The 23,634-nt window shown below is 72.5% G+C and carries 23 protein-coding genes; 15 read left to right on the top strand and 8 right to left on the bottom strand.

Going from position 1 to position 23,634, the window contains the following annotated elements:
• The first annotated feature begins 94 nt into the window (after positions 1-94).
• The 3 genes from KBY90_RS01045 (at position 95) to KBY90_RS01055 (ending at position 3,954) form a co-directional block, all read left to right on the top strand.
• A complete protein-coding gene (locus KBY90_RS01045) occupies positions 95-997 on the top strand; it encodes a DMT family transporter (RefSeq protein WP_254966542.1) in 903 nt (300 codons plus the stop codon).
• The gene (locus tag KBY90_RS01050; protein WP_254966543.1) at positions 997-2,073 is read left to right on the top strand and encodes a glycosyltransferase; all 1,077 of its coding nucleotides are present in this window, start codon (positions 997-999) and stop codon (positions 2,071-2,073) included. Before KBY90_RS01045 ends, KBY90_RS01050 begins: the two co-directional genes overlap by 1 nt.
• Before the next feature lie 138 nt (positions 2,074-2,211).
• Positions 2,212-3,954 carry a glycosyltransferase family 39 protein gene (locus KBY90_RS01055; protein WP_254966910.1) on the top strand — a complete coding sequence of 581 codons (1,743 nt, stop codon included), beginning with the start codon at positions 2,212-2,214 and terminating at the stop codon, positions 3,952-3,954.
• On the opposite strand, the gene KBY90_RS01060 is transcribed toward KBY90_RS01055, so the two are convergent.
• On the bottom strand, positions 3,948-4,547 hold the full coding sequence (locus KBY90_RS01060; protein WP_254966544.1) for a DUF721 domain-containing protein: 600 nt from the start codon (positions 4,545-4,547) through the stop codon (positions 3,948-3,950). The genes KBY90_RS01055 and KBY90_RS01060 overlap by 7 nt on opposite strands.
• A gap of 63 nt (positions 4,548-4,610) precedes the next feature.
• Here KBY90_RS01060 and KBY90_RS01065 point away from each other — a divergent pair, with 63 nt between their 5' ends.
• The 5 genes from KBY90_RS01065 (at position 4,611) to KBY90_RS01085 (ending at position 9,110) form a co-directional block, all read left to right on the top strand.
• Positions 4,611-5,387 (top strand): PspA/IM30 family protein, encoded by a 777-nt coding sequence (locus tag KBY90_RS01065; protein ID WP_254966545.1) that lies wholly within the window; start codon positions 4,611-4,613, stop codon positions 5,385-5,387.
• Positions 5,388-5,461: 74 nt separating this feature from the next.
• Entirely contained in the window at positions 5,462-5,782 is a 321-nt protein-coding gene (locus KBY90_RS01070) for a thioredoxin domain-containing protein (RefSeq protein ID WP_254966546.1), read from the top strand.
• The gene (locus KBY90_RS01075; protein WP_254966547.1) at positions 5,769-6,962 is read left to right on the top strand and encodes an aminotransferase class I/II-fold pyridoxal phosphate-dependent enzyme; all 1,194 of its coding nucleotides are present in this window, start codon (positions 5,769-5,771) and stop codon (positions 6,960-6,962) included. The genes KBY90_RS01070 and KBY90_RS01075 overlap by 14 nt, the downstream gene beginning before the upstream one ends.
• A 59-nt stretch (positions 6,963-7,021) precedes the next feature.
• Entirely contained in the window at positions 7,022-7,702 is a 681-nt protein-coding gene (locus tag KBY90_RS01080) for a biotin--[acetyl-CoA-carboxylase] ligase (RefSeq protein ID WP_254966548.1), read from the top strand.
• Positions 7,703-7,808: 106 nt separating this feature from the next.
• Positions 7,809-9,110 carry a M23 family metallopeptidase gene (locus KBY90_RS01085; RefSeq protein ID WP_396122476.1) on the top strand — a complete coding sequence of 434 codons (1,302 nt, stop codon included), beginning with the start codon at positions 7,809-7,811 and terminating at the stop codon, positions 9,108-9,110.
• Between the two features lie 19 nt (positions 9,111-9,129).
• Here the strand turns inward: KBY90_RS01085 and KBY90_RS01090 are convergent, their stop codons facing one another.
• The gene (locus KBY90_RS01090) at positions 9,130-9,804 is read right to left on the bottom strand and encodes an ABC transporter ATP-binding protein (protein ID WP_254966549.1); all 675 of its coding nucleotides are present in this window, start codon (positions 9,802-9,804) and stop codon (positions 9,130-9,132) included.
• 13 nt (positions 9,805-9,817) lie between these two features.
• Entirely contained in the window at positions 9,818-11,389 is a 1,572-nt protein-coding gene (locus KBY90_RS01095) for an NAD(P)H-quinone oxidoreductase subunit N (RefSeq protein WP_254966550.1), read from the bottom strand.
• Between the two features lie 132 nt (positions 11,390-11,521).
• Here KBY90_RS01095 and topA point away from each other — a divergent pair, with 132 nt between their 5' ends.
• The 5 genes from topA to KBY90_RS01120 are packed head-to-tail and all read left to right on the top strand — an operon-like array spanning position 11,522 to position 17,625.
• Entirely contained in the window at positions 11,522-14,281 is a 2,760-nt protein-coding gene (gene topA, locus KBY90_RS01100) for a type I DNA topoisomerase (protein WP_254966551.1), read from the top strand.
• Complete coding sequence (locus KBY90_RS01105) at positions 14,281-14,766, top strand: hypothetical protein (RefSeq protein ID WP_254966552.1); 486 nt, start codon at positions 14,281-14,283, stop codon at positions 14,764-14,766. Before topA ends, KBY90_RS01105 begins: the two co-directional genes overlap by 1 nt.
• Positions 14,766-15,422 (top strand): DUF2232 domain-containing protein, encoded by a 657-nt coding sequence (locus KBY90_RS01110; RefSeq protein ID WP_254966553.1) that lies wholly within the window; start codon positions 14,766-14,768, stop codon positions 15,420-15,422. Before KBY90_RS01105 ends, KBY90_RS01110 begins: the two co-directional genes overlap by 1 nt.
• Positions 15,423-15,431: 9 nt before the next feature.
• A complete protein-coding gene (locus tag KBY90_RS01115; protein ID WP_254966554.1) occupies positions 15,432-16,580 on the top strand; it encodes a nicotinate-nucleotide--dimethylbenzimidazole phosphoribosyltransferase in 1,149 nt (382 codons plus the stop codon).
• Positions 16,581-16,590: 10 nt separating this feature from the next.
• Positions 16,591-17,625: a twin-arginine translocation pathway signal gene (locus KBY90_RS01120; protein WP_254966555.1), complete on the top strand. Its 1,035-nt coding sequence runs from the start codon at positions 16,591-16,593 to the stop codon at positions 17,623-17,625.
• Positions 17,626-17,650: 25 nt separating this feature from the next.
• Here the strand turns inward: KBY90_RS01120 and KBY90_RS01125 are convergent, their stop codons facing one another.
• Together KBY90_RS01125 and KBY90_RS01130 are read right to left on the bottom strand one after the other, a co-directional pair.
• Complete coding sequence (locus tag KBY90_RS01125; protein ID WP_254966912.1) at positions 17,651-18,766, bottom strand: aldo/keto reductase; 1,116 nt, start codon at positions 18,764-18,766, stop codon at positions 17,651-17,653.
• A gap of 67 nt (positions 18,767-18,833) precedes the next feature.
• Entirely contained in the window at positions 18,834-19,427 is a 594-nt protein-coding gene (locus tag KBY90_RS01130; RefSeq protein ID WP_254966556.1) for a bifunctional nuclease family protein, read from the bottom strand.
• A gap of 50 nt (positions 19,428-19,477) precedes the next feature.
• On the opposite strand from KBY90_RS01130, the gene KBY90_RS01135 reads away from it, so the two are divergent.
• Together KBY90_RS01135 and KBY90_RS01140 are read left to right on the top strand one after the other, a co-directional pair.
• Entirely contained in the window at positions 19,478-20,140 is a 663-nt protein-coding gene (locus KBY90_RS01135) for a riboflavin synthase (protein ID WP_254966557.1), read from the top strand.
• Positions 20,141-20,166: 26 nt separating this feature from the next.
• Positions 20,167-20,766 (top strand): HdeD family acid-resistance protein, encoded by a 600-nt coding sequence (locus KBY90_RS01140; protein WP_254966558.1) that lies wholly within the window; start codon positions 20,167-20,169, stop codon positions 20,764-20,766.
• Between the two features lie 22 nt (positions 20,767-20,788).
• Here KBY90_RS01140 and KBY90_RS01145 read toward each other — a convergent pair whose 3' ends face one another.
• The 3 genes from KBY90_RS01145 to ctaD form a co-directional block, all read right to left on the bottom strand.
• The gene (locus KBY90_RS01145; protein ID WP_254966913.1) at positions 20,789-21,199 is read right to left on the bottom strand and encodes an AbrB family transcriptional regulator; all 411 of its coding nucleotides are present in this window, start codon (positions 21,197-21,199) and stop codon (positions 20,789-20,791) included.
• A gap of 135 nt (positions 21,200-21,334) precedes the next feature.
• Entirely contained in the window at positions 21,335-21,955 is a 621-nt protein-coding gene (locus KBY90_RS01150; RefSeq protein WP_254966559.1) for a cytochrome c oxidase subunit 3, read from the bottom strand.
• Positions 21,952-23,589: a cytochrome c oxidase subunit I gene (gene ctaD, locus KBY90_RS01155; RefSeq protein ID WP_254966560.1), complete on the bottom strand. Its 1,638-nt coding sequence runs from the start codon at positions 23,587-23,589 to the stop codon at positions 21,952-21,954. The genes KBY90_RS01150 and ctaD overlap by 4 nt, the downstream gene beginning before the upstream one ends.
• Positions 23,590-23,634: the final 45 nt, after the last annotated feature.

Consider the following 23,634-nt stretch of genomic DNA (forward strand, 5'->3'; position numbering starts at 1 on the left):
CGCTGTGATTGGGACGTGGCTGGATCTTAAAAACCGGTCACCCGGTTTCCCGCTGCCCGCCCGTCCGTTGCCTCCCCCGTTGCGTCTCCTGGCCATGCTGCTGCCGTTCGCCCTCTGGGGCACGGCGATGGCGGCGATGCGGCCGCTGCTGGAGGGCGGCACGCCGCTGCAGGTGGCCAGCCTGCGGCTGCTGCCCGCCGGGGTGGTGGTGCTGCTGGCGGCGCTGGCCCTGCGCCGGCCCCTCGCCGTCGACCGCCGCGACTGGCCCTGGCTGCTCGCCTTCAGCGTCGTCGATGCCAGCCTGTTCCAGGGGCTGCTGGCCCGTGGTCTGGGCGAGACCGGCGCGGGCCTGGGATCGGTGCTGATCGACTCCCAGCCCCTGCTGGTGGCCCTGCTGGCCCGCAGCCTCTTCGGTGAGGCGATCAATCCGGTGGGCTGGCTTGGCCTGCTGCTGGGACTGCTGGGGATCCTCTGCCTCGGGCTGCCGGCACCGGTGCTGGGCCACTGGTGGCTGCAGGGGCCGATCGCATCCGGAGTGAAGCCCTGGAGCCATGGGGAGCTGTGGATGCTGGGGGCCGCCGCGGCGATGGCGGTGGGCACGGTGCTCTGCCGCTTCGCCACCCGCCACAGCGATCCGGTGGCCGTCACCGGCTGGCATCTGCTGCTGGGGGGGCTGCCGCTGCTGGTGCTGGCCGAGCTGCCGGTGCGTTCCGGCGCCCCCTGGCTGCCTCAGTGGTCGCCGGGGCAATGGGGGCTGATGGCCTATGCCGCCCTGCTGGGCAGCGCCCTGGCCTACGGCCTGTTCTTCTGGTTCGCCAGCCAGGGCGACCTCACCGGGTTCACGGCCCTCACCTTCCTCACCCCGGTGTTCGCCCTGCTCTGCGGCGTGCTCTGGCTGGAGGAGCAGCTGCAGCCCCTGCAGTGGCTGGGCGCCCTGCTGGCGCTGGGGTCGGTGCTGCTGATCAACCGCCGCCAGGTGCTCTGGCGGAGCCTCTGATGCGCATCCTGGTGGTGAGCACCCCGGTGGGGGCCCTGGGCAGCGGCCGCGGCGGCGGGGTGGAGATCACGGCCCTGGCGCTGGTGGCCGGCCTGCTGGACCGCGGCCACCGGCTCACCGTGCTGGCGGCTGAGGGCTCGCGGCTGCCGGAGTCCTGCTCGGGGGCCGTGATCTGGGGCGAGCGGGGCACGGATCAGCCCAGCTGGCAGCACAGGCCCCGCAACGCCCCGGTGGAGCTGCCAGCCGATGCCCTGCTGGGCCGGCTCTGGCGCCGGGCCCTGACCCACCAGGCCGGGTTCGACGTGATCCTCAACCTGGCCTACGACTGGCTGCCGCTCTGGCTCACGCCCCACACCGCCACGCCGCTGGCCCACCTGGTGAGCATGGGCTCGGTGGCTGCGGTGATGGATGCGGTGATCGCCGAGATCGCCCGCAGCCACCCCCGCCATCTGGCCTTCCACACCGCCGCCCAGGCGGCCGACTTCGATCTTCCCCAGCCGCCGCGTCTGGTGGGGAACGGCTTCGACCTCAGCCGCTATCAGTTTCAGGCCGAGCCCGAGCCCCTGCTGGGCTGGGCTGGGCGCATCGCGCCGGAGAAGGGGCTCGAGGACGCGGCGGCGGCCGCAGCCCGGCTGGGTCTGCCCCTGGTGGTGTGGGGCCTCGAGGAGGACGCCGCCTACGCGCGCCGGGTGGAGGCTTTGGTGCCGCCGGGCACCATCCACTGGCGGGGGTTCCTGCCCACCGAGCGGCTGCAGGCGGAGCTGGGGCGCTGCGCGGTGCTGCTCAACACGCCCAAGTGGAATGAGGCCTTCGGCAACGTGGTGGTGGAGGCCCTGGCCTGCGGCGTGCCCGTGGCGGCCTACGCCCGGGGCGGGCCGGCGGAGCTGGTGCAGGACGGGGTGACGGGGGTTCTGGCGGAGCCCGATGACGTGGACGCTCTGGTGGCGGCGGTGCGGCGGGCCCGGGGCCTGGACCGGCGCCGCTGCCGGGCCTGGGTGGAGGCCCACTGCTCCCAGCAGGCGTTCGCCGCCCGCATCGAGGACTGGCTGTCGGCCCTCGTCGAGGGGCACCGATAGGGTCGGGGCCGGCTCCTGCCATCGCCTCGCGTGTCACGCTCCGACGGCTTTCCTGCGCCTGCCCGTGGGTCTGAGGACGCGGCCCGGGCCGCCACCGGGCCCCGACCCGAGCCGGTGGCCGCCGGCCCGGCCCGGGGGGTGCTGCTGCTGAGCCTGGGGCTGGGGCTGCTGCTGTTCGTGTGGCAGCTGGGATCCACGGGCCTGGTGGATGAGACCCCGCCGCTGTTCGCGGCGTCGGCCCGGGCCATGGCCGAGACGGGCGACTGGCTGATCCCGCGGGTGAATGGCCTGCCCCGCTACGACAAGCCGCCGCTGGTGTACTGGGCGATGGGGCTGCTCTACGCCCTGCCCGGCCAGAACCAGTGGGATCCGCTGGGCACCTGGGCGGCCCGCCTGCCCTCGGCCCTGGCCACGGTGGTGGCGATGCAGGTGCTGGTGCACACCCTGCTGCTGTGGCCCCAGGCCCGGCGCCAGCGGGCCAGCGCCGCCCTGGCCGCAGGCCTGGCCTTCGCGCTCTCCCCCTTGGTGCTGCTGTGGGGACGGATCGCCGTCAGCGATGCCCTGCTCACCGGCACGCTGGCGGTGAGCCTGCTGCTGGCCTGGCGCAGCTACGCCAGCGGCGGACGCCGCTGGTGGGCCTCCTGGCTGGTGCTGGGTCTGGCCGTGCTCACCAAGGGGCCGGTGGCGGTGGTGCTGCTGGGCCTCACCCTGGTGCTGTTCGCCTGGCTGCAGGCCGACTGGCGCGGCCTGTGGCGGTGCCTGCGGCCGTTGCGGGGCCTGCTGCTCACTGTCCTGGTGGCCGTGCCCTGGTACGGGGCGGCCCTGGTGGTGGAGGGCGAGCCCTTCTGGCGCAGCTTCTTCGGATACCACAACCTGCAGCGCTTCACCGCGGTGGTGAACGACCATCAGGCCCCCTGGTGGTTCTTCGGCCTGATGCTGGTGCTGGCCAGCCTGCCGCTCACGCCGCTGCTGATGCAGGGTCTGGTGCGGGCCCTGCGCTCACCCGCCCCGCCGCCGGCCCTCTCGCTGCAGCGCTTCGCCGCCTGCTGGCTGCTGGCGGTGCTGCTGTTCTTCAGCCTGGCCGCCACCAAGCTGCCCAGCTACTGGCTGCCGGCCACCCCGGCGGCGGGGGTGCTGATCGCCCTCGCCGCCCAGCGCCGCCCCCGGCTGCCCTGGCGGCTGAGCCTGCTGCTGGCTCTGCTGCTGGCCGCCGCCCTGGCCGCCGCGCCGCTGTGGGTGCCCCTGATCGTCACGCCCGAGATGCCCGGGCTTCCGGCTCTGCTGCTGGCCGGCGGCCGGCTGACGGTGGCCGCGGTCTGCTTCCTGCTGGCCGCGGCGCTGGGGTTCATCGGCTGGCGGCGCGGCTCGGCGGCGGCGTTGCTGGCGCTGCAGTTGCCGCTGGTGCTGTTCGTGCCCCTGGCGCTGCTGCCGCTCTGGCACCTGGGCGACCAGCTGCGCGGCGAGCCGGTGCGGCGCCTGGCCGCGCTGGTGGGGGAGCGCACGCCGGCTGCCGAAGGTGGCGACCCCCTGGCGATGGTGGGCATGCTCAAGCCCTCCCTGCACTTCTATGGCCGCCGGGTGGTGATCTACGAGGGGGCCGAACCGGCGGGGCTGGTGAACCTGGCCGAACGGCTGGCCGGGGAGCGCCGCCAGGGCCAGGAGCCCAGCAGCGCCGCGCAGCGGCCCCAGGTGCTGCTGGTGATCGACGCCGACACCGCGTCCCGCGAGCACTGGCGCGGCCTGGAGCCCGAGCTGCTCGAGCAGGCGGGCATCTATCGCCTCTGGCGCCTCGACCGCCGCCGGCTGGAGCAGCGGGCCGCCCAGCTCCGCCGGGCCGGGGTGCGGGCCGACTGGCGCGATCCGCGGCCGGAGCGCTACTGAGGGACGGAGGATTCGGCCGCCGCCGCCAGCTGCCGACGCCGGCAGAAGCTGCAGTGCCCCCAGCGCGCCATCTCGCCGGCCGGTGCAGGACAGCCGCAGCCCGGGCAACTGGCCATGCCGTGCACATCCACCCGGCTGGGATGGCGGGCCCACACCAGGGCCTCCTCCTCGGCGCCGGGGGTGGCCGGCGGGGTGGGGTGATGCTGTTCGATGCGCAGATCCCGCAGCGCGAAGCCGGCCGCGCGCAGGGCCCCGAGCAGCTGATGGCGGTGGTACTGCAGGGCCTGCAGCCAGGGGCCCGGGGCGGCCCCCACCGTGAGCCTGGAGCCCTGCAGCCGCAGCGGCCGGCAGTGGGGGGCGAGCTGGGGACCCGCCAGCTGGGGCCAGCGCTGCCAGATGGCGGCCAGATGGCCCTGCTGCTGCCAGTCCCGCTGCAGCGACTCCAGGCAGCGGTCGAGGCCGGTGGCCCCCGGCCGGGGGGGTGGCATCAGCAGCGACAGCGTGCCCACACGGCGCGTGACGGCCTCCGGGCTGCTGCCACCGGCCGGTCCGCTGCGGCGGCGGCGGCGCTCAGGGGTGTTCGGTTCTCCCATGGGCGGCCCGGCGGTGCGCCGCGGCGGATGTGGTTAGCCTCAAGCATCGCCCCGTTCCCCTTCATGGGCTTCTTCGACCGCCTCAGCCGCCTGTTTCGCGCCAACGCCAACGCGGTGATCAGCAACATGGAGGACCCCGCGAAGATCCTCGACCAGTCGGTGGAGGACATGCAGCGGGATCTGGTGAAGCTGCGCCAGGCCGTGGCCACCGCGATCGCCAGCCAGAAGCGCATCCAGAACCAGGCCGAGCAGGCCGAGGCCCAGAGCAGAACCTGGTACGAACGGGCCGAACTGGCCTTGAAGAAGAACGAGGAGGATCTGGCCCGCGAAGCCCTCTCCCGGCGCAAGACCTACCAGGACACCGCCACGGCCCTGAACACCCAGCTCCAGAGCCAGTCGGCCCAGGTGGAGGGGCTGAAGAAGAGCCTGGTGGCGCTGGAGGCCAAGATCGCCGAGGCCAAGACCAAGAAGGACATGCTCAAGGCCCGGGCCCAGGCGGCCAAGGCCCAGGAGCAGCTCCAGAGCGCCGTGAACGGCCTGGGCACCGACAACGCCATGGCCGCCTTCGAGCGCATGGAGGAGAAGGTGCAGATCCTCGAGGCCCGCAGCCAGGCGGCCGCGGAACTGGCCGGCGCCGATCTGGAGAGCCAGTTCGCCGCCCTGCAGGGCAGCGACGTGGACGACGAGCTGGCCGCCCTCAAGAACCGCCTGGCGGGGGTTCCGGAAGAGCCGATCGCCCTGCCCGCCGAGGATGCCCCGGTGCCCCGGCTCGAGCCGGCCCAGGTGGCCGAGGTGGACGCGGAACTCCAGGAGCTCAAGCGCTCCATCGACCAGCTCTGAGGTCCCGGTGACGTGGGGGTGTCCGGCGGCGGCGGCCGGGCTCCATACAATCCAGCTTCGCCGTTGTCCGCCCTGTGCCCGCCGCCCAGCTCACCGACGCCAGTTTCGAGACCGAGGTGCTGCAGTCGTCCACGCCCTATCTCGTGGATGTCTGGGCCCAGTGGTGCGGTCCCTGCCGGCTGATGGCTCCGCTGATGGACTGGGCGGCCGCCGAATACGCCGGCCGTCTCACGGTGGGCAAGCTGGAGGCCGATCCCAATCCCGTCAGCCGTGACCGCATGAAGGTGCAGGGACTGCCCACCCTGGTGCTCTACAGGGGTGGCGAGGAGGTGGCCCGCCATGAGGGCGCCATGGCCCAGGCCCAGCTCAAGGCCTTCCTGGATGCCCATCTCTGAGCGCCTCAGCCGGCTTGGCAGCGGCGTCTTCGCCCGCAACGACCAGCGCAAGGCGGCCTATGGCCGCCGGGCCGCCGATCCGGGCGCCGCTCTGCCGCCCCTGCTCGACCTCTCCCTCGGCTCCACCGACCTGCAGCCTCCGGCCGTGGCGATCGAGGCCATCTCCGCCCATCTGGCCAGGCCGGAGAGTGCCGCCTACTGCCTCCATGCCGCCACCGCGCCTTTCCGCAGGGCGGTGGCGGGCTGGGCCCGGCGCCGCTTCGGGGTGGAGGTGGACGCCGATCGCGAGGTGCTGCTGCTGGTGGGGTCGCAGGAGGGCACGGCCCACCTGCCCCTGGCGGTGCTCAATCCCGGCGACGCGGCCCTGCTGCTCGACCCCTACTACCCCTCCCACATGGGGGGCCTGCACCTGGCTTCGGCCCGGCCGGTGCTGCTCCCCCTCGATGCGGCCAGCGGCTGGCGGCCCGACTTCGAGCGCCTGCCGGCCGTCCAGTGGGACAGCCTGAAGCTGATGGTGCTCGGCTTCCCCCACAACCCCACCGCCACCACCGGCGAGCAGGCCTGGCTGGATGCGGCGGTGGAGAAGGCCCTCGCCCACGGCATCGTGCTGGCCCACGACAATCCCTATGTGGACCTGGCCCTGGAGGGGGAGGCGCCGGCCCTGCTGCGCAACCCGGCCTGGCGGGAATGCGGCATCGAGTTCTTCTCCCTCTCCAAGAGCTGGTGCCTGGGCGGGTACCGGCTGGCCTTCGCGATCGGCGCCGAGTGGCTGATCACCGCCCTGCGCCAGCTCAAGGGGGTGGTGGATTTCAACCAGTCCCTGGCGCTTCAGGCCGGTGCCATCGCCGCCCTGGAGCGGGCCCCCGAGTGGCCGGAGCGGCTGCGAGCGGAATACCGCCGGCGCCGCGACGCCATGGCAACCGCCCTGGAGGCGGCCGGCTGGCCGGTGCGGCATCCCTCCATGGCCCTCTACCTCTGGCTGTCGTTGCCCCCCCAGGCCAGAGACCTGGCGTCGGAGGACTTCTGCGGCGCCCTGCTGGAGGGTACGGGAGTGGCGCTCACCCCCGGCAACGGCTTCGGGCCCGGGGGCGAGGGCTGGGTGCGGCTGGCGCTGGTGCACCCGCAGGCCGACCTCGAAGCCGGAGCCGAGCGCATCGGCCGCTGGCTGGCCCGCCGTTGACGGCGCCAGCTCGGCTCCCTGGTTCTGGTCCTGGTCCCTGGCGGCTGCGTCGTCTGCCGGTGTGCGCCAGCACCGAGATCGAGCTGGAGCGGTGGCTGGGCCGGCGCGGCGGCGGTCCCAGCGCCGGCGAGCCCCCCCTGGCGGTGGTGGCCAGGCGGCAACGCCATGGCCGCGGCCAGCTGGGACGCCACTGGCACTCGCCAGCCGGCGGCGTGTGGCTGAGCGCGGCCATGCCCTGGCCGGATCGGCCCTCAGCCGCCCTCGGCCTGGCGGTGGTGGTGGGCCTGGCGCTGGAACTGGAGGCTCTCGGCGTGGAACCGCGGATCAAGTGGCCCAACGATCTGCTGCTGGAGGGCCGCAAGCTGGCCGGAGTGCTGCCGCGGCTGCGGCTGCGAGGGGGTGCGGTGCGCTGGGCCCAGGTGGGAATCGGCATCAACGGCGTCAATCGCGCCCCTGCCGGTGCCATCGCCCTGGCGGAGGCCCTGGGGGGCGCGGGGCGTTTCCACCCCCAGGCCCGGCCGCGCCCGCTCGAGCGGCGCCTGCTGCGGGCCCTCGACTGGGCCTGCCGGCACGCCTCCTGCGGAGAGAGCGTGCGCCGGCTGGCGGAGGCCCGTCTGCTGCCCAGCCCCGAGGGGCTGCTCCATCACGGGGCCGTCTGGCAGGTGGAGGGTCTGGCCGTGGATGGCGGCCTGCGCCTGCGCCGGGGCCCCCTCAGCACGCGCCTGCAGCGGCGGTTCTGACGTCCCGGGCGGTCGTTCGGATAGGCGGCCCGTTCCGATAGGCCGCGGTTCCGATGTCAGGGGGTTTGTTTACAATCCGCCCGTCAGCTCTTCTCCGCGCCTGTCCGTGCCCCCTGTTCTCCGGCGGTTGGCGCCCCTGCGCGTGGGTGTTGCGCTGCTCAGCATTTCCAGCCTCGGGGTGGCGTGTCTGGGCCTTGCCCAGCGCGCGTCGGCAGAGCCACCGCTCACCGCCCCGGTCTCCAGCCCGCGCCCGGCCGCTGCCCCCGCCGCTGAGCCGATCCCCCAGCCTGCGCCCTTGCCCCCGGCGGCCCGACAGCCCGACATCCCCCCTGCTGCCGCAGAGCCCCTCAGGGCCCAGCCCAGACCTTCAGCGGCCTCGCCGGCAGACGTCTCCCCGCCGGCGGCCCGTCCCGCCCCAGCCCCCCTGCGCCTGGAGCCCGGCACCCTGGCCGCTCCTGAACCCCGCCGCTTCGACCGCTCCCTCGATGAGCTGGTGCGTGACGGCGTCGTGACCCAGAGCGAGCGCAACCGCATCCGCACGGGAGCCATGACCTCGCCCGTCACGGCTCCCGCCCACCGCCAGGCCTGTCGCAGTGGCGCGCTCTCCGAGCAGGAGTGCAGCACCGGTGTGGTGGTGCGCTGGCGGGGGCGCAACGAGAATCAGGCCTGGCCCCTGGATCCCTCCGACCCCGCGGCCCGCGAGGCGGCCCAGCAGGGCCTGGCCGCCGGCAGCAGCGGCTGGAGCGGGGTCATGGGCGACCCGCTCAGCACGACACCCCTCACGGTGCCGGTGAGTTCCCTGCTGATCGGCGATGGCAGCAGCCTCCGTCTCGCCGAGGTGTTCGCGGTCACTCCCCGCCCCGCGCCCGTGGCCGGCAACGGCAACCGCAGCCTGCTGTTACCGGTGATCGGCTCGGCGCTGAACACCAGCGGCTTCGGCTTCCGCCTGCATCCGATCCTGGGCAGCTGGCTGATGCATGCCGGAATCGATCTGGCGGCGCCCACGGGCACGCCGGTGGTGGCGGCCCTCACCGGCCGGGTCGTGAGCAGCGGCAATGCCGGCGGCTATGGCCTGGCGATCGAGCTCGAACACGACAACCCGCGCCGGCGCACCCTCTACGCCCACCTCAGTGAGCTCTATGTGAAACCGGGTGACCGCGTGCGCCAGGGCGAGGTGATCGGCCGCGTCGGCAGCACCGGGCTGAGCACTGGCCCGCACCTGCACTTCGAGCTGCGCCTGCCCGGCGATGGCGGCTGGGTGGCCGTCGACCCCGGCCCCTTCGACCAGGGCTCCAATCCCCTCAATCCCCTGGGCAGCGATGTGATCGCCCAGCTGATGGGCCAGCTGCTGCAGCGGCTGGAGCGGCCTGGTCTGCCCGGCGGCGAGGCGTCGTCGGTGGGGGGCTGAGCCGACGGCCCGATGGGCGTCAGCCGGTGATGCGCCCGTCGCGGAAGTGCACCACCTGTTCAGCCCGTGCCGCCACATCGTCCTCGTGGGTCACTATCACCACGGTGATGCCGCTGCGGTGCAGTTCGTCGAAGATCCCCAGCACCTCATCGGTGGTGCGTGAGTCCAGGGCGCCTGTGGGTTCGTCGGCCAGCAGCAGAGCCGGTTCGTTGATGATCGCCCGGGCGATCGCCACCCGTTGCTGCTGGCCGCCGGAGAGCTGGTTCGGTTTGTTGTGCAGACGCTGGCCCAGGCCCACCCGCTCCAGGGCCCGCTGGGCCCGCCGGTGGCGCTCTCCGGCGGGCACCCCGGCATAGACCATCGGCAGCATCACGTTCTCCAGGGCCGTGAGCTGGGGCAGCAGGTGGAACTGCTGGAACACGAACCCGAGCTCGCGGTTGCGCAGATCGGCCAGCTCATCGTCGCTGAGGGTCTCCACCGGCACCCCGTTGAGGCGGTAGCTGCCGCCACTGGGCCGGTCGAGGCAGCCGAGGATGTTCATCGCCGTGCTCTTGCCGGAGCCGGAGGCGCCCATCACGGCGAGGTAGTCCCCCTGGTTCACGCGCAGATCCAGGCCGTCGAGGGCACGCACCTCGGCGTCACCGCTGCCGTAGACCTTCTCCACACCGATCAGCTCGGCCACGGGAAGGTCCACGGCGGCCGATGGTTCAGCCAAGGGTGGCCTGGAGGATCGGTGTGCCGCTCACGCTCTGGCTGGCCCAGGTGAACAGGGGGCTGGAGAGGATGCCGCCCACGGCGGTGACGATCACGCAGCCCACAAGGGCGGCACGCAGGGAGGGCAGACCGGGCAGCGACCAGCTGATGGCGGGGTAGGCCTTCACCACATCGGAGGCCTCCTGGGGTTCCTTCACCACCATCATCTTGATCACCGAGATGTAGTAGTAGATCGACACCACCGATGTGAGCAGGCCCACCACCACCAGCAGGTACTGGCCATCGGCCCAGCCGGCGAAGAAGAGATAGATCTTGCCGAAGAAGCCGAGCATCGGCGGGATGCCGCCCAGCGACAGCAGGCAGAGGCTCAGGCCCAGGGTGATCAGCGGGTCCTTCTGGTAGAGGCCGGCGTAGTCGCTGATGCGATCGCTGCCGGTGCGCAGGGAGAAGAGAATGATGCAGGCGAAGGCGCCCAGGTTCATGAACAGGTAGGCGGCCATGTAGAGCACCATGGCGGCGTAGCCGTCCTCGGTGCCGCACACCAGGCCGATCATCACGAATCCCGCCTGGCCGATGGAGCTGTAGGCCAGCATGCGCTTCATCGAGGTCTGGGCCAGGGCCACCACGTTGCCGAGCACCATGCTCAGCACCGCCAGCACGGTGAACAGCAGTTTCCACTGCTCATCGAAGCTGCCGAAGCAGCCCACCAGGATGCGCAGGGCCAGGGCGAAACCGGCGGCCTTGGAGCCCACCGAAAGGAACGCCACCACCGGGGTCGGAGAGCCTTCGTAGACATCAGGGGTCCACTGGTGGAACGGTACGGCGGCGATCTTGAAGGCCACGGTGGCCAGCACGAACACCAGGGCCAGGGCCGCGATCGGACTGGCGCTGGTCTCAAGGGCGGCGCCCACGGCCTCGAGGCTGGTGGAGCCCCCGGTGAGGCCGTAGAGGAGGGAGGCCCCGTAGAGGAACACGGCCGCCGCCGCCGAGCCCACCAGGAGGTATTTCAGGGCCGCTTCTGAGCTGCGGGCGTCCCGCTTCATGTAGCCCGACAGCAGGTAACTGGCCACCGAGAGGGTTTCCAGCGACACGAAGATGCTGACCAGGTCGGTGGAGCCACACAGGAACATGGCCCCGAGCGTGGCGGCCAGCAGGATCGCTGCGTACTCGCCCACCGGCGTGCCGCTGCGCTCCACGTAGCGCCAGCTGAGCATCAGGGTGATCAGGGTGGACGCGGCCACCACGGCGCGGAAGGCGATGGCCAGGTTGTCGGCCAGGAAGCTGCCCAGGAACGAGGGCTGCAGGTCGGCGGGACTCCACTGCAGGGCCAGCAGCACCAGCGAGCCGCCCAGACCGGCGTAACTGAGGGGGGGAACCCAGTGGCTGGCGGCCTTCTCGCCGGCCAGGTCCACCAGCAGGCAGGCCACCAGGGCCAGCAGCACCGCAGCCTCCGGTGCGATCGCGCCGGCGTTGAGCTGCAGGGCCAGGCTGGAGACGCCTGTGCCGCTGCCGATGGCGTCGACCGCGGGGTTGGCCGCGGTGAGAAGGGCGCCGGGCAGGGACATCACAGCGGCTCTGGGGGCCAGGGTTTGTTGCGAGTGACTGTAGCCGCGCTGTTCAGGCTGCTCGGGTGGGGCCGCGGACCGCCGCCCTGGCCGGGTGGTGCGATAAAGAGGGAAGCGGTCGTCCACCTGCCTGTGGGTCACACCCTGGTCATCGTCGAGAGCCCCACGAAGGCCCGCACCATCCGTGCCTTTCTGCCCAAGGACTTCCGGGTGGAGGCCTCGATGGGTCACGTGCGTGACCTGCCCAACAACGCCGCCGAGATCCCGGCGGCCCACAAGGGCGAGAAGTGGGCCAACCTGGGCGTGAACACCGCCAACGCCTTCGAGCCTCTCTACGTGGTGCCGAAGGACAAGAAGAAGGTGGTGAAGGAACTCAAGGACGCCCTCAAGGGCGCCGACCAGCTGCTGCTGGCCACGGACGAAGACCGGGAAGGGGAGAGCATCAGCTGGCACCTGCTGCAGCTGCTCAACCCGAAGGTGCCGGTGAAGCGGATGGTGTTCCACGAGATCACCAAGGAGGCGATCGGACGGGCCCTGGAGCAGACCCGCGAGCTCGACATGGAGCTGGTGCACGCCCAGGAGACCCGCCGCATCCTCGACCGGCTGGTGGGCTACACCCTCTCGCCGCTGCTGTGGAAGAAGGTGGCGTGGGGGCTGAGTGCCGGCCGCGTCCAGTCGGTGGCGGTGCGCCTGCTCGTGCAGCGTGAGCGGGCCCGCCGGGCCTTCAGGAGCGGCAGCTACTGGGACCTCAGGGCCCGGCTGGAGCAGGGCGGCAGCGGCTTCGAGGCCAAGCTGAGCCAGCTGGGCGGCGTGAAGATCGCCGGCGGCTCCGATTTCGACGAGAACACCGGCGGCCTCAAGGCCGGCAGCAAGGTGCGCCTGCTGAGCGAGGCCGAGGCGCGCCAGCTGCGCGAGACCGTGCTCGCCGCCCCCTGGACCGTGGCGGCGGTGGAGGAGAAACCCACCGTGCGCAGGCCGGTGGCCCCCTTCACCACCAGCACCCTGCAGCAGGAGGCCAACCGCAAGCTGCGGCTCTCGGCCCGCGAAACCATGCGCACCGCCCAGGGGCTGTACGAGCGCGGTTTCATCACCTACATGCGCACCGACTCGGTGCACCTCAGCGAGCAGGCGATCAGCGCCGCCCGCAGCTGCGTGGGCGCCAAGTACGGCCAGGACTACCTGAGCCCCAGCCCGCGCCAGTTCTCCACCAAGGCCCGCAACGCCCAGGAGGCCCACGAGGCGATCCGGCCCGCCGGCGAGAGCTTCCGCGACCCCTCAGCCACCGGCCTCGACGGCCGCGACCTGGCCCTCTACGAACTGATCTGGAAGCGCACGGTGGCCTCCCAGATGGCCGACGCCAAGCTCACCATGCTCAGCGTGGATCTGGAGGTGGATGGGGGTGATCTGGGCCTCGCCAGCTTCCGCGCCAGCGGCAAGCGCATCGATTTTCCCGGCTTCTTCCGCGCCTACGTGGAGGGCTCCGACGACCCCGACGCGGCCCTGGAGGGTCAGGAGGTGCTGCTGCCGGCGCTCAAGGCCGGCGACAAGCCCGCCTGCAGGGAGGTGGAGGCCCTCGGCCACCAGACCCAGCCGCCGGCCCGCTACAGCGAGGCGGCCCTGGTGAAGATGCTCGAGAAAGAGGGCATCGGCCGTCCCTCCACCTACGCCTCGATCATCGGCACGATCGTCGACCGCGGCTACGCCACCCTGGCGAACAACGCCCTCACCCCCAGCTTCACCGCCTTCGCGGTGACGGCCCTGCTGGAGGAGCACTTCCCGGATCTGGTCGACACAGGCTTCACCGCCCGGATGGAGAACACCCTCGATGAGATCTCCCACGGCCAGGTGCAGTGGCTGCCCTACCTGGAGAGCTTCTACAAGGGCGAGAAGGGCCTGGAGACCCAGGTGGCCCAGCGTGAGGGCGACATCGATCCGGGCGTGTCGCGCACGGTGGAGCTGGAGGGCCTGCCCTGCGTGGTGCGCATCGGCCGCTTCGGCGCCTACCTGGAGGCCAAGCGCGTGGCCGACGACGGCACGGAGGAGCTGCTCAAGGCCACCCTGCCCCAGGAGATCACCCCGGCCGATCTCGATGCCGAGAAGGCCGAGCTGATTCTCAGGCAGAAGGCCGAGGGGCCGGAGGCCCTCGGGGAAGACCCGGAAACCGGCGAGCTGATCTATCTGCTCTTCGGCCAGTACGGCCCCTACCTGCAGCGGGGTCAGGTGAGCGATGAGAACCCCAAGCCCAAGCGGGCCTCCCTGCCCAAGGGCGTCAAGCCCGAGGAGCTCAAGCTCGAGGATGCCCTCGGCCTGCTGCGGCTGCCGCGCCAGCTGGGCGAGCACCCCGACGGCGGCCGGATCGAGGCCGGCCTGGGCCGCTTCGGGCCCTACGTGGTGCACCACAAGGGCAAGGGGGAGAAGGACTACCGCTCCCTCAAGGCCGAGGACGACGTGCTGATGGTGGGGCTCTCCCGCGCCCTGGAGCTGCTGGCCATGCCCAAGCGCGGCCGCGGAGGCCGCACGGCCCTGAAGGATCTGGGCACCCCCGAGGGGGCCGAGGAGGCGATCCAGCTGTTCGATGGCCCCTATGGCCTCTACGTGAAGCAGGGCAAGGTGAACGCCTCGCTGCCGGAGGGCACCACCGCCGACACGATCACCCTGGAGCAGGCGGTGGAGCTGCTGGCAGCCAAGGCGGCCAGCGGCAGCAGGAAGGGCCGCAGGAGCAGCACCAAGACGGGCACCGCCAAAACAGGCACCGCCAAATCAGGCACGGCCAAATCCAGCAGCGCCCGCACCAGTGCCGGCACCCCCGCCGCCCGCAAGGCTCCCTCCACCACCAAGACCGGCCGCCTGCGCGCCAGCGCCGTGCGGGTGATCAAGGCGGCCGACAGCTGATGGATCGCCGGCTGCCGCCGCTCCTCGTCCCCCTGGCTCTGGCCTTGACGGCCTGCAGCGGCACGCCCTTCGGCGAGCAGCTCAGCGGCAGCTTCCCCGAGGGCCAGGACGCCGCGGCTCCGGCTCCGGCCCCGGAGAGTCCTGCCGTGGGTTCCGGGCCCGGCACCGCGGCGGCTCCCGCCCCGGCGTCGCCCCCCGGTCAGTCCCCCGCTGCACCCCCTTCCCAGCCCCAGGCCGCCGCGCCGGTTCCTGCTGCTGGCTCGCCCCCGGCCCCGGTCGCCATGGCCCCGGCGCCCTACCGCCTCACCCTGCGCCTCACGGGGGCGGATCCCTCGGCCCCGGCCGAGGCCGTCACCCGGGCCCTGCGGGCGGCCGGACTGGCCTTCGAGGTGGAAGTGATCGAGCGGATTCCCGACGCCGCGGCTCCGGCCGCCCCGGCGAGTACCCCTGCACCGGATCCCGTCAGCCCTCCGGCCACCCGCTGATGGCCCCTCCTTCCGGCGGCCGGCTGAGCCCGCGCCAGGCGCGCCAGCTCATGGACACCGCCTACCTGGCCGCGGCCACCGCCCTGCTCTGGGTGGCCCTCTACTACCTCCCGGTGGGCAGTCCCCTGTTCCGGCTGGCCCTGCCCCTGCCGCTCACGCTGCTGCAGCTGCGCCACGGCTGGCGCTGCGCCGGGGAGGGCCTGGCCGTGACCACCCTGCTGCTGGTGGCCCTGATGGGGCCGATCCGTGGCCCGCTGGTGGTCTTCCCCTACGGACTGCTGGCCCTGTGGCTGGGCTGGTGCTGGCGGCGGCGCTGCAGCTGGTGGCTGAGCTGGGGCCTGGGCAGTGTCATCGGTGCCGCCGGCTTCCTGGTGCGGGTGGCGGTGCTGTCGGTGCTGGTGGGCGAGAACCTCTGGGTGGTGATCACCACCGCTGCCGCCGGGGTGCTGGAACGGCTCGCCGCGCCCCTCGGTCTTGCCGCCGCCGTGCAGCTGGACCAGGTGCAGTGGGCGGCCGTGCTGCTGGTGTGGGTGCAGAACGTGGTGATCGTGCTCACCCTGCACGCCGTGGCCTACTGGATCTTCCCCCGCCTGCAGGCGCCGATCTCCGAACCGCCCCGGGTGCTGCGCGCCCTGGTGGCGGTGGATCCGCTCTGAGCCGCCGCCATGGCTGTCTCCGGCGGCGCTTCGGCAGCGGCGGCCTCCCTGCCGCCGGAGACCTGGCAGCGCAGCCGGGTGCTGCTGCTGCTGGCCGCCACCGCCACCGCCGCGGTGCCCGGCATCTCCGCCGCCGGCGCCACCGCCGAGGCGCGCCGCAGCACCGCCGCCGCCGATGCCGAGCTGCTGGTGCTGGGCCCCGGGCGTCCGCCGGTGCATGCCCTGCCGCCCCTGCCGGCCGGGGTGAGCCCGGCCCTGATCAGCCATGTGGTGCTGGCGGAGCTGGGGCTCCTGCCCCGGCTGACGGTGGTGGACCTGGGCTGCGCCGTGGCCCCGGCCGTGCCCCACCTGCGCCTGCCCGCGGCGGAAGGCGGCGGACCGGCGGCCTGCCTGAGCGGGGGCCGCGCCCTGGGTGCCGCCCGGGCGGAGGCCCTGCTGCGCCGGGGGCGGTGCTGGGGCGAACGGCTGGATCCCCGCCAGCCCCTGGTGCTCGCCGAGTGCGTGCCGGGGGGCACCAGCACGGCTCTGGCGGTGCTGCGGGGTCTGGGGCTGGCGGCGGACGGCCTGGTGAGCGGCAGCCTGCGCCGCAGCGCCCATGGGCTCAAGGCCGGCCTGGTGAGGCGCGGTCTGACGGCCGCAGGGCTGCCGGCCGCGGGCGCCCATCCCGCCGCGGTGCTGGCGGCGCTGGGGGATCCGATGCAGCCCCTGGCGGCGGCGCTCACCCTGGCGGCGGTGGGCCGGGGGGTGCCGGTGCTGCTGGCGGGGGGCAGCCAGATGGCGGCGGTGCTGGCCCTGGCCCTGGCCCTGGCGCCCGCGGAGCGGCGCCCGCAGCTGGCCCGGGGCACCATCATCGCCACCACCGCCTGGGTGGCCGAGGAGGCCGGCAGCGATCTGCAGCGGCTGCTGGGCCTGATCGGCGAGCGCTGGCAGGTGAGCCCGCGGCTGGAGGTGGCGGGTCTGCGCTTTCACGGCTGCGCCAGCGCCGCCCTGCGCGACTACGAGCGCGGCTACGTCAAGGAGGGGGTGGGCGCCGGCGGCCTGGCCTGGCTGTGGCAGCGCTGCGGCCGGGACCCTCAAGAGCTGGCCCGGCTCTGCGACCGTGCCTGCGGGCGTCTGCTCGCCCACGCCGCCGACGCCGGCTCCGGAGCCGGTGCGTAGGGTCGGCCCCATGAGCCCTTCCGTTCCGGTCCTGCGCCGCCGCCAGCTGCTCCGGCTCGGTGCCGCTGGCCTGGGCCTGATGGCTCTGCCCACCGGGCTTGCCGGCTGCCGCCCCCAGCCCAGCGAGGAGCTGCTGCATGTCAGCGGTGCCCTGCCCGCCGCCTGGCTGCGTCTGCTGCCCCGGCCCTGGCGGGCCCGGCCGCTGCCGGAGCCCCAGGCCATCAGTGCCCGCCTCGCCGCCACCTCGGCGGCGCAGCCGCCACCGGCCCTGGTGGCCCTCGGGGATGGCTGGGCGACGGCCCTGCCGCCGCAGCGGTGGCGCCCGCTGCAGCTGGAGCCGCTGCTGGCCGGGCTGGCCGACTGGGCCAGGCCCGCCGCACGACTGTTCGCTGACGGCACGGCCCCCGCCGTGGCCTTCCCCTGGTCGTTCAGCCCCTGGGTGCTGGCGCTGCGCTCGCGGCCGGCCCTGGCCGCACGGGGCGAGGAGGGCTGGGACCTGCTGCTGGACCCCAGCCTGCGCGGCCGGCTGGTGCTGCCCTCCAGTCCGCGGCTGTGCATGGAGCTGATGGGCCGCGACTACGAGCGCATCGCAGCGCTGCGCCGCCAGCCCCTGGCCTACGACGACCGCCATGCCCTCAACCTGTTGCTGGGCGGGGAGGCCGAGGCGGCTGTGGTGCCCCTCCGGCCGCTGATCCCGCTGCTGCGCCGCGATCCCCGGCTGGCCGTGGTGCTGCCGGCTGCAGGCGCGCCCCTCAGCTGGCAGTTGCTGCTGCGGCCCCAGGGGGGGCAGGCCGCCCCACCCCAGGACTGGATGGAGCTGGCCCTGCAGCCGCCGCTGCTGCCGGCCCTGCTGCAGAACGGCTGGGTGCCGCCGCTGCCCCGCAGCGTGCTGGAGCCGCTGGCGGCACGCTTCCCGGATCCCATCGCCGCCCTGCTGCTGCCGCCGCAGGGGGTGCTGGAGCGCTGCTGGAGCCTGCCTCCCCTCAGCGTGCCCGAGCAGCTGGCCCTGCAGACGGTGTGGGACGCCGCCGCACCTCCCGCCTGAGCCGGCACTGCGCTGCCGTCAGGGCTCAGCCCCAGAGCCGCCGCCGCGGCGCGGCGGCCAGCCGGCGGTGGGTGTCGGCCAGCAGATCGGGGATGGGCAGCTGGTGCGGGCAGCGGGGCAGACAGGCGCCGCAGCGGCCGCAGGCCTCGGCGTTCAGCTCCTCCCACCAGTGGCCGGCGCGGCCAATGAGGTTGTAGCGCTCTTCGGCGAAGGCCTGCATGCCGTGTCCCACGGCCAGGTTGCGCAGGCGCAGCAGTTCAGGGATCGGCACGGCGTTGGGGCAGGGCAGGCAGGCGCGGCACTGGCCGCAGCGCTCGCTGCCCAGGCGCCCGCGCCCGGCGGCGGCCAGACGCTCGAGCGCAGCGCGCTGGGCCGGGGAGAGCCAGCTGGGCGCCTCTCCCTTGCGGGATCCAGAGCCCTCGCCAGCCGTCCGGGGTCCGGCGATGGCGGCGGCCCAGGCCAGATCGCCCGGCTGCTCCGCCCCCAGGCTCAGGGTGGAGATCCCCTGATCGAGCAGGAAGCGGTAGGCCAGCTCCAGGGGGTGGAACGGGGCGCAGTCGGCCAGCAGCTCCGGCGGCGGCTCGTACAGGCGGCCGCCCTTGTCGGCCGGGGAGATGGCAAGCACGCCGATGCCGCCGGCCAGGGCGGCGCGGGCGATGGCCAGGCGGGTCTGGTCGAACAGGTGCACGTGCAGGCTGCAGGCCGTGAAGCGGCCCGTGGCCAGGGCGGCCTCGATCAGGTCGTTGCTGCCGTGGCTGGTGAAGCCCACCTGGTGCACCAGGCCTTCGCCCTGGGCCCAGGCCAGCAGCTCAGCGCCCGGCCCCCGGGTGGCCCAGTGCAGGTGCTCGGGCCGGTTGAGGCCGTGCACCGCCAGGGTGCTGAGCCGGGGGACGTCCAGCCGTCCCAGGATCGCCCGCAGCTGCCGGCGGCCGGTCTCCAGGTCGCAGCCCGGGAGCAGCTTGCTGGTGATCCGCCAGCCGTCCGCCGGTGCCCGTCCTTCCGCGCCGAGGGCCGCCAGGGCCCGGCCCAGGAAGGTTTCGGCCGGGCCGTAGGCGGGGGCGGTCTCCAGGTGGTTGATGCCGGCGGCCAGGGCGGCGCGCAGCACCGATTCCATCTGGGCCGGGCTGGCCAGGGCGCGCATCGTGCCCAGGGTGAAGGGCGACACGCTCTGCCCGGCCCCGAAGGACCGGGGCCCGCCGGCCGCGGGCTCAGGCCGGCTGGTCGCCGGCGGTGTCATCGCCGCTCTCACGGGTCTCGCCCCCTTCACCAGGCTCCTCGCCGTGGGCTTCCGGCTCGGGCCGGGCCTGGCTCAGGTGGCGCACCAGCTCGGCGGGACTCACCGAGTCGAGGAAGCGCCGGAACTCGCTGCTGTCCTGCTCGTCGGCCTCGGCATCCACGGGGATCGAGGCGTCCGCCACCACCTCCTCCAGCATCCAGATGCCGCTGCCGGTGCGCACCGCCAGGGCGATCGCGTCGCTGGGCCGGGCATCCACCTCCAGCAGCGGCTGCTCGGCTTCGCCCTGGCGGCTGAGCTTGAGGGCGGCCCGGAAGGTGTTGTCCTCGATGGCGTGGATGATCACCCGCTCCAGCTGCAGTTCGCCGGCCTTCAGCAGCGACACCATCAGGTCGTGGCTGAGGGGCCGGGGCGGCGGCTCGCTGGCGACGCCGGCGAGGATGTTCTGGGCCTGGGCCTGGTCGATCCAGATCGGCACCTGGCGGCGGCCCGAGGGATCGCGCAGCAGCACGATCGGACTGCGGCTGGCAGCGTCCAGCGCGATGCCGGCGACGCTCATCTCCACCATGGTCCAGCTCCCCCTCTGATCGATTATGACCATCGGGGAGGGCCGCAACGATGTTCACCGGACTGGTGCGGGCCACGGGCCTGATCGAACGGGCAGGCGGCGGCGTCCGGCTGCGCTGGGCGTCATCCCCGGGGGACTGGGGCCCCGCCGGGCTGGCGCTCGGTGACAGCGTGGCGGTGGACGGGGTGTGCCTGACGGTGGCGGAGCGGCTGGGCGACGGCTTCCGCGCCGATGTGAGCGAGGAGACCCTCGGCCGCAGCACGCTTGCGCTCAAGGCCGACCGGCGCGCCGCCGTGAACCTGGAGCCGGCCCTGCGCCTGAGCGACCGGCTCGGCGGGCACCTGGTGAGCGGCCACGTGGATGGTCTCGGGCTGGTGGAGGCGATCGAGGCCCGGCAGGAGTCGTGGCATCTGGTGATCCGCTGGCAGGATCCCGCCTACGGGCGCTATGTGTGCGACAAGGCCAGCGTGGCGGTGGATGGCGTCAGCCTCACCGTGGCCGGCAGCGATGCGGGCGGCAGCCGTTTCTGGATCGCCGTGATTCCCCACACCTGGGCCGGCACCACCCTGCGGCTGCTGCGGCCGGGCGACGCGGTGAACCTGGAGGCCGACCTGCTGGCCAAGTACGCCGAGAGCCTGCTGCGCGCGCGTCCCCCGTCTGCGCCTCCCCCCCTCGATGCGGCCTGGCTGGTCGAACACGGCTGGTCTGCCTAGCTTCGGAGCAGCCGAGCCGTGAGCCGATGACCCGGTCCTCCCGACTGCTTCTGGGCGGCCAGCTGCGGGCCTTCACCCTGTTCGAAGGGGTGCTGATGCTGGTGCTGGGGGTGCTGGCCCTGCTCTTCCCGGTGCTGGCCTCCGTGTGGGCCACGGCGGTGGTTGCCCTGGCCTTCCTGGTGGGCGGCATCGTGGGCTGGATCGACAATCTGATGCGGGCCCGCCTGCTCAACCGCTGGCTGATCTTCTGGCGGCTGGTGGTCTCCACCCTCTTCCTGGTGGCCGGTTTCACCATCATTCAGCAGCTGGGCTCGGGCCGGGCCGCCGCGGACGCCTCCGTCGCCACCCTCGCCCTGGCCCTCGGCCTGGTGTTCCTGGCGGAGGGGGCGGTGGCCGTGGGTGTGTCGCTCTCCCACCGCCGCATCCGCGGCTGGGGCTGGGGGCTGCTCAACGGTCTGGTGACCCTGGCCCTGGGGGTGGTGATCCTCACCATGAGCAAGCAGGCCCTGCTCAGCGTGGTCGGCATCCTGGTGGGCGTGAGCTTCCTCTTCAGCGGCATCGATCTGCTCACCTTCAGCGCCAGCTTCCATGACGACGAGCCGGACGATGCCGGCGAGCCGGACTGAACCCCCTCGGGATTCCCCGGGTTCAGTCGCTGTCCCCGGCGCTGCTGTCCCCGGTGCCATCCCCGTTCTCGCCGGCTTCCCCGTCTTCGAGGCGCGTCAGCCAGATCGCGCCGGTTTCGGGGTGCAGGTCGATGCGGAAGGTCTGGCCCGGCTCCAGGCCCAGCAGGCGCGTGTAGGCATGGCCGATCAGCAGGTTGCCGTTGCCGTGCACGCGGGTGCGGAATTCGGCCTGCCGTCCGCGCCCTCCGGACGAGCCGCCCGCCTCCGCCTGAACCGGCAGGGCATACCCCTTGGCCAGCACCAGCGCGCGGTAGAAGCTCTTGCGCAGCACCCGGCCGCTCGGCCCCACATAGCCGCAGGCGCGGGCGATCTGATCCTCCGGCCGGTTGCTGAGGGCCCGGGCGCGATCCAGCAGCGCCTTGCCCTCGAGCATCTCCCCCGGAGCCGGACCGTTGCCTGACGCCATGGCTCTGATCCGCCCCCGCTTGCCTGGGCAATTCTGCCCAGCTTCAGTGATCATCGGCAACCTGGGTCAGGGCAGCAGGGCCGGTCCGCGCCGCGAGCGACCTCAGAGCAGATAGAGGAGCGCGTAGAGCACCACCCAGATGCCGTCCACGAAGTGCCAGTAGAGCTCGGCCGCCTCGAGCCCGAAGGGGTTGGCGGCGCTCACCGCGCCGCCGCGCCGGGCCTGGAGTGTCACCACGGCGATGCAGATCACCCCCAGGGTGACGTGCAGACCGTGGAAGCCGGTGAGGGCATAGAAGGTGCTGGCGAAGAGGTTGTCGGTGAGGCCGAAGGGCAGGCTGAAGTACTCCACCATCTGCCCGGCCAGGAAGGCGATCCCCAGTCCCGCGGTCACCGCCAGCCAGCGCTGGCAGGAGAGCGGCCGGTCAGCCAGGCAGGCACGACCGGCCCGGTGGAAGGTGAAGCTGCTCACCAGCAGCAGCACGGTGTTGATGCTGGGCAGCAGCAGTTCCAGTTCGTAGGTGCTGCCTTCCGGCAGCGGGTTCACGGCCCGGAAGGTGAGGTAGGCGGCGAAGAAGCCGGCGAAGGTCATGCCGTCGGCCACCAGGAAGGTGGCCAGGCCGAACAGGCGGGCGTCCCGGTGCTGGTGCTCCGCATGGCCCGGGGGGGCGGCGTCGCCTTCCGGCGTCTGGCGGCGCAGGTCTTCAGGGGTGGTGGTGGTCATGGGCGGGTCTCGGCAAGGGCTGGAGCAGGCGCGTGGCCATAGCCGTAGGGCTCGGCCACCAGCGGTGCCTCGCCGTGCCAGTTCTCCACCGGCGGCGGCGAGCTGGTGAGCCACTCGGGGGTGAGGGCATTCCAGGGATTGTCACCGGCCGGCTGGCCGCGCAGGGCGGTGACCACCACGTTGAGCAAGAGCGGCAGGGTGCTGACCGCCATGATCAGGGCCCCCACGCTGCTCACCTGGTTGAGGGTGGTGAAGGCCGGGTCGTATTCCGCCACCCGTCTGGGCATGCCGTTGAGGCCCAGCCAGTGCTGGGGCAGGAAACAGAGGTTGAAGCCGATGAAGGTGAGCAGGAAGTGCAGCCTCCCGAGGTCTTCGTTCAGCAGCCGGCCGGTGAACTTGGGATACCAGTGGTAGAGGGCGGCGAAGATCACGAACACCGTGCCTCCATAGACGATGTAATGGAAGTGGCCGACCACGTAATAGGTGTCGTGCACGTGGATGTCGAATGGCACCTGGGCCAGCGTGATGCCGGTGATGCCCCCGAACACGAAATTGAGGATGAAGCCGCAGGAGAACAGCATCGCAGAATTGAGGGCGATCTTGCCGCCCCACAGCGTGGCCAGCCAGTTGAAGAACTTGATCCCCGTGGGCACGGCGATGAAGGAGGTGGCGATCGTGAAGAACAGGCGCATCCAGGGTGGTGTGCCGCTGGTGAACATGTGGTGGGCCCACACGATCAGGCCCAGGAACACGATGCCCATGATCGAATACACCATGGTGGTGTAGCCGAAGAGGGGCTTGCGGGCATGCACTGGCAGGATCTCGCTCACCAGCCCGAAGGCTGGCAGCACCATGATGTAGACGGCCGGGTGGGAATAGAACCAGAAGAGGTGCTGATACACCACCACGTTGCCGCCCAGTTCGGGGTTGAAGAAACCGGTATGGGCGATGATGTCGAAGCTCAGCAGGATCAGAACCCCCGCCAGCACGGGGGTGGAGAGCACCACCAGCAGGCTGGTTCCCAGCATGGCCCAGCAGTACATGGGCAGTTGCATCATCTTCAGACCCGGACGCCGCAGTTTCAGCACCGTGGCGATGAAGTTGACGGCCCCGAAGATGGAGCTGCCGCCCAGCAGCAGCACACTGAGAATCCACACCACCTGGCCGGCGGCCGGGGTGGTGAGGCTCAGCGGCGGATAGGCGGTCCAACCGGACTGGGCCGCGGCCCCGGCCAGCAGGTAGCTGCTGATCAGCAGCAGACCTGCCGGTGGAATCATCCAGAAGGCCACGGCGTTCAGACGTGGGAAGGCCATGTCCCGGGCGCCCACGTAGAAGGGGATCAGATAGTTCCCGAAGGCGCCGTTCACCACCGGCACGATCCACAGAAAGATCATCACCGTGCCGTGCAGGGTGAGCACCTCGTTGTAGGTATCGCGGCTCACGAAGTCGGCGATCGGGCTCACCAGTTCCGTGCGGATCACACCGGCCAGGGCACCCCCCACCAGATAGAAGAAGAAGCCACACACCAGGTACTGCAGGCCGATCACCTTGTGATCCAGGCTGAAGCTGAAATAGCGCAACCAGCCGCTGGGCTGGAGGCGGGGTTCCAGGGCGCTGGGGTCGGCGACGGTCATGATGGGAGGAAGGCCGGGAAGGAGAAGGTTGGGCTGAACGGGGCG

It is taken from the genome of Cyanobium sp. CH-040 (assembly GCF_024346135.1).
Classification (GTDB): Bacteria; Cyanobacteriota; Cyanobacteriia; order PCC-6307; family Cyanobiaceae; genus NIES-981.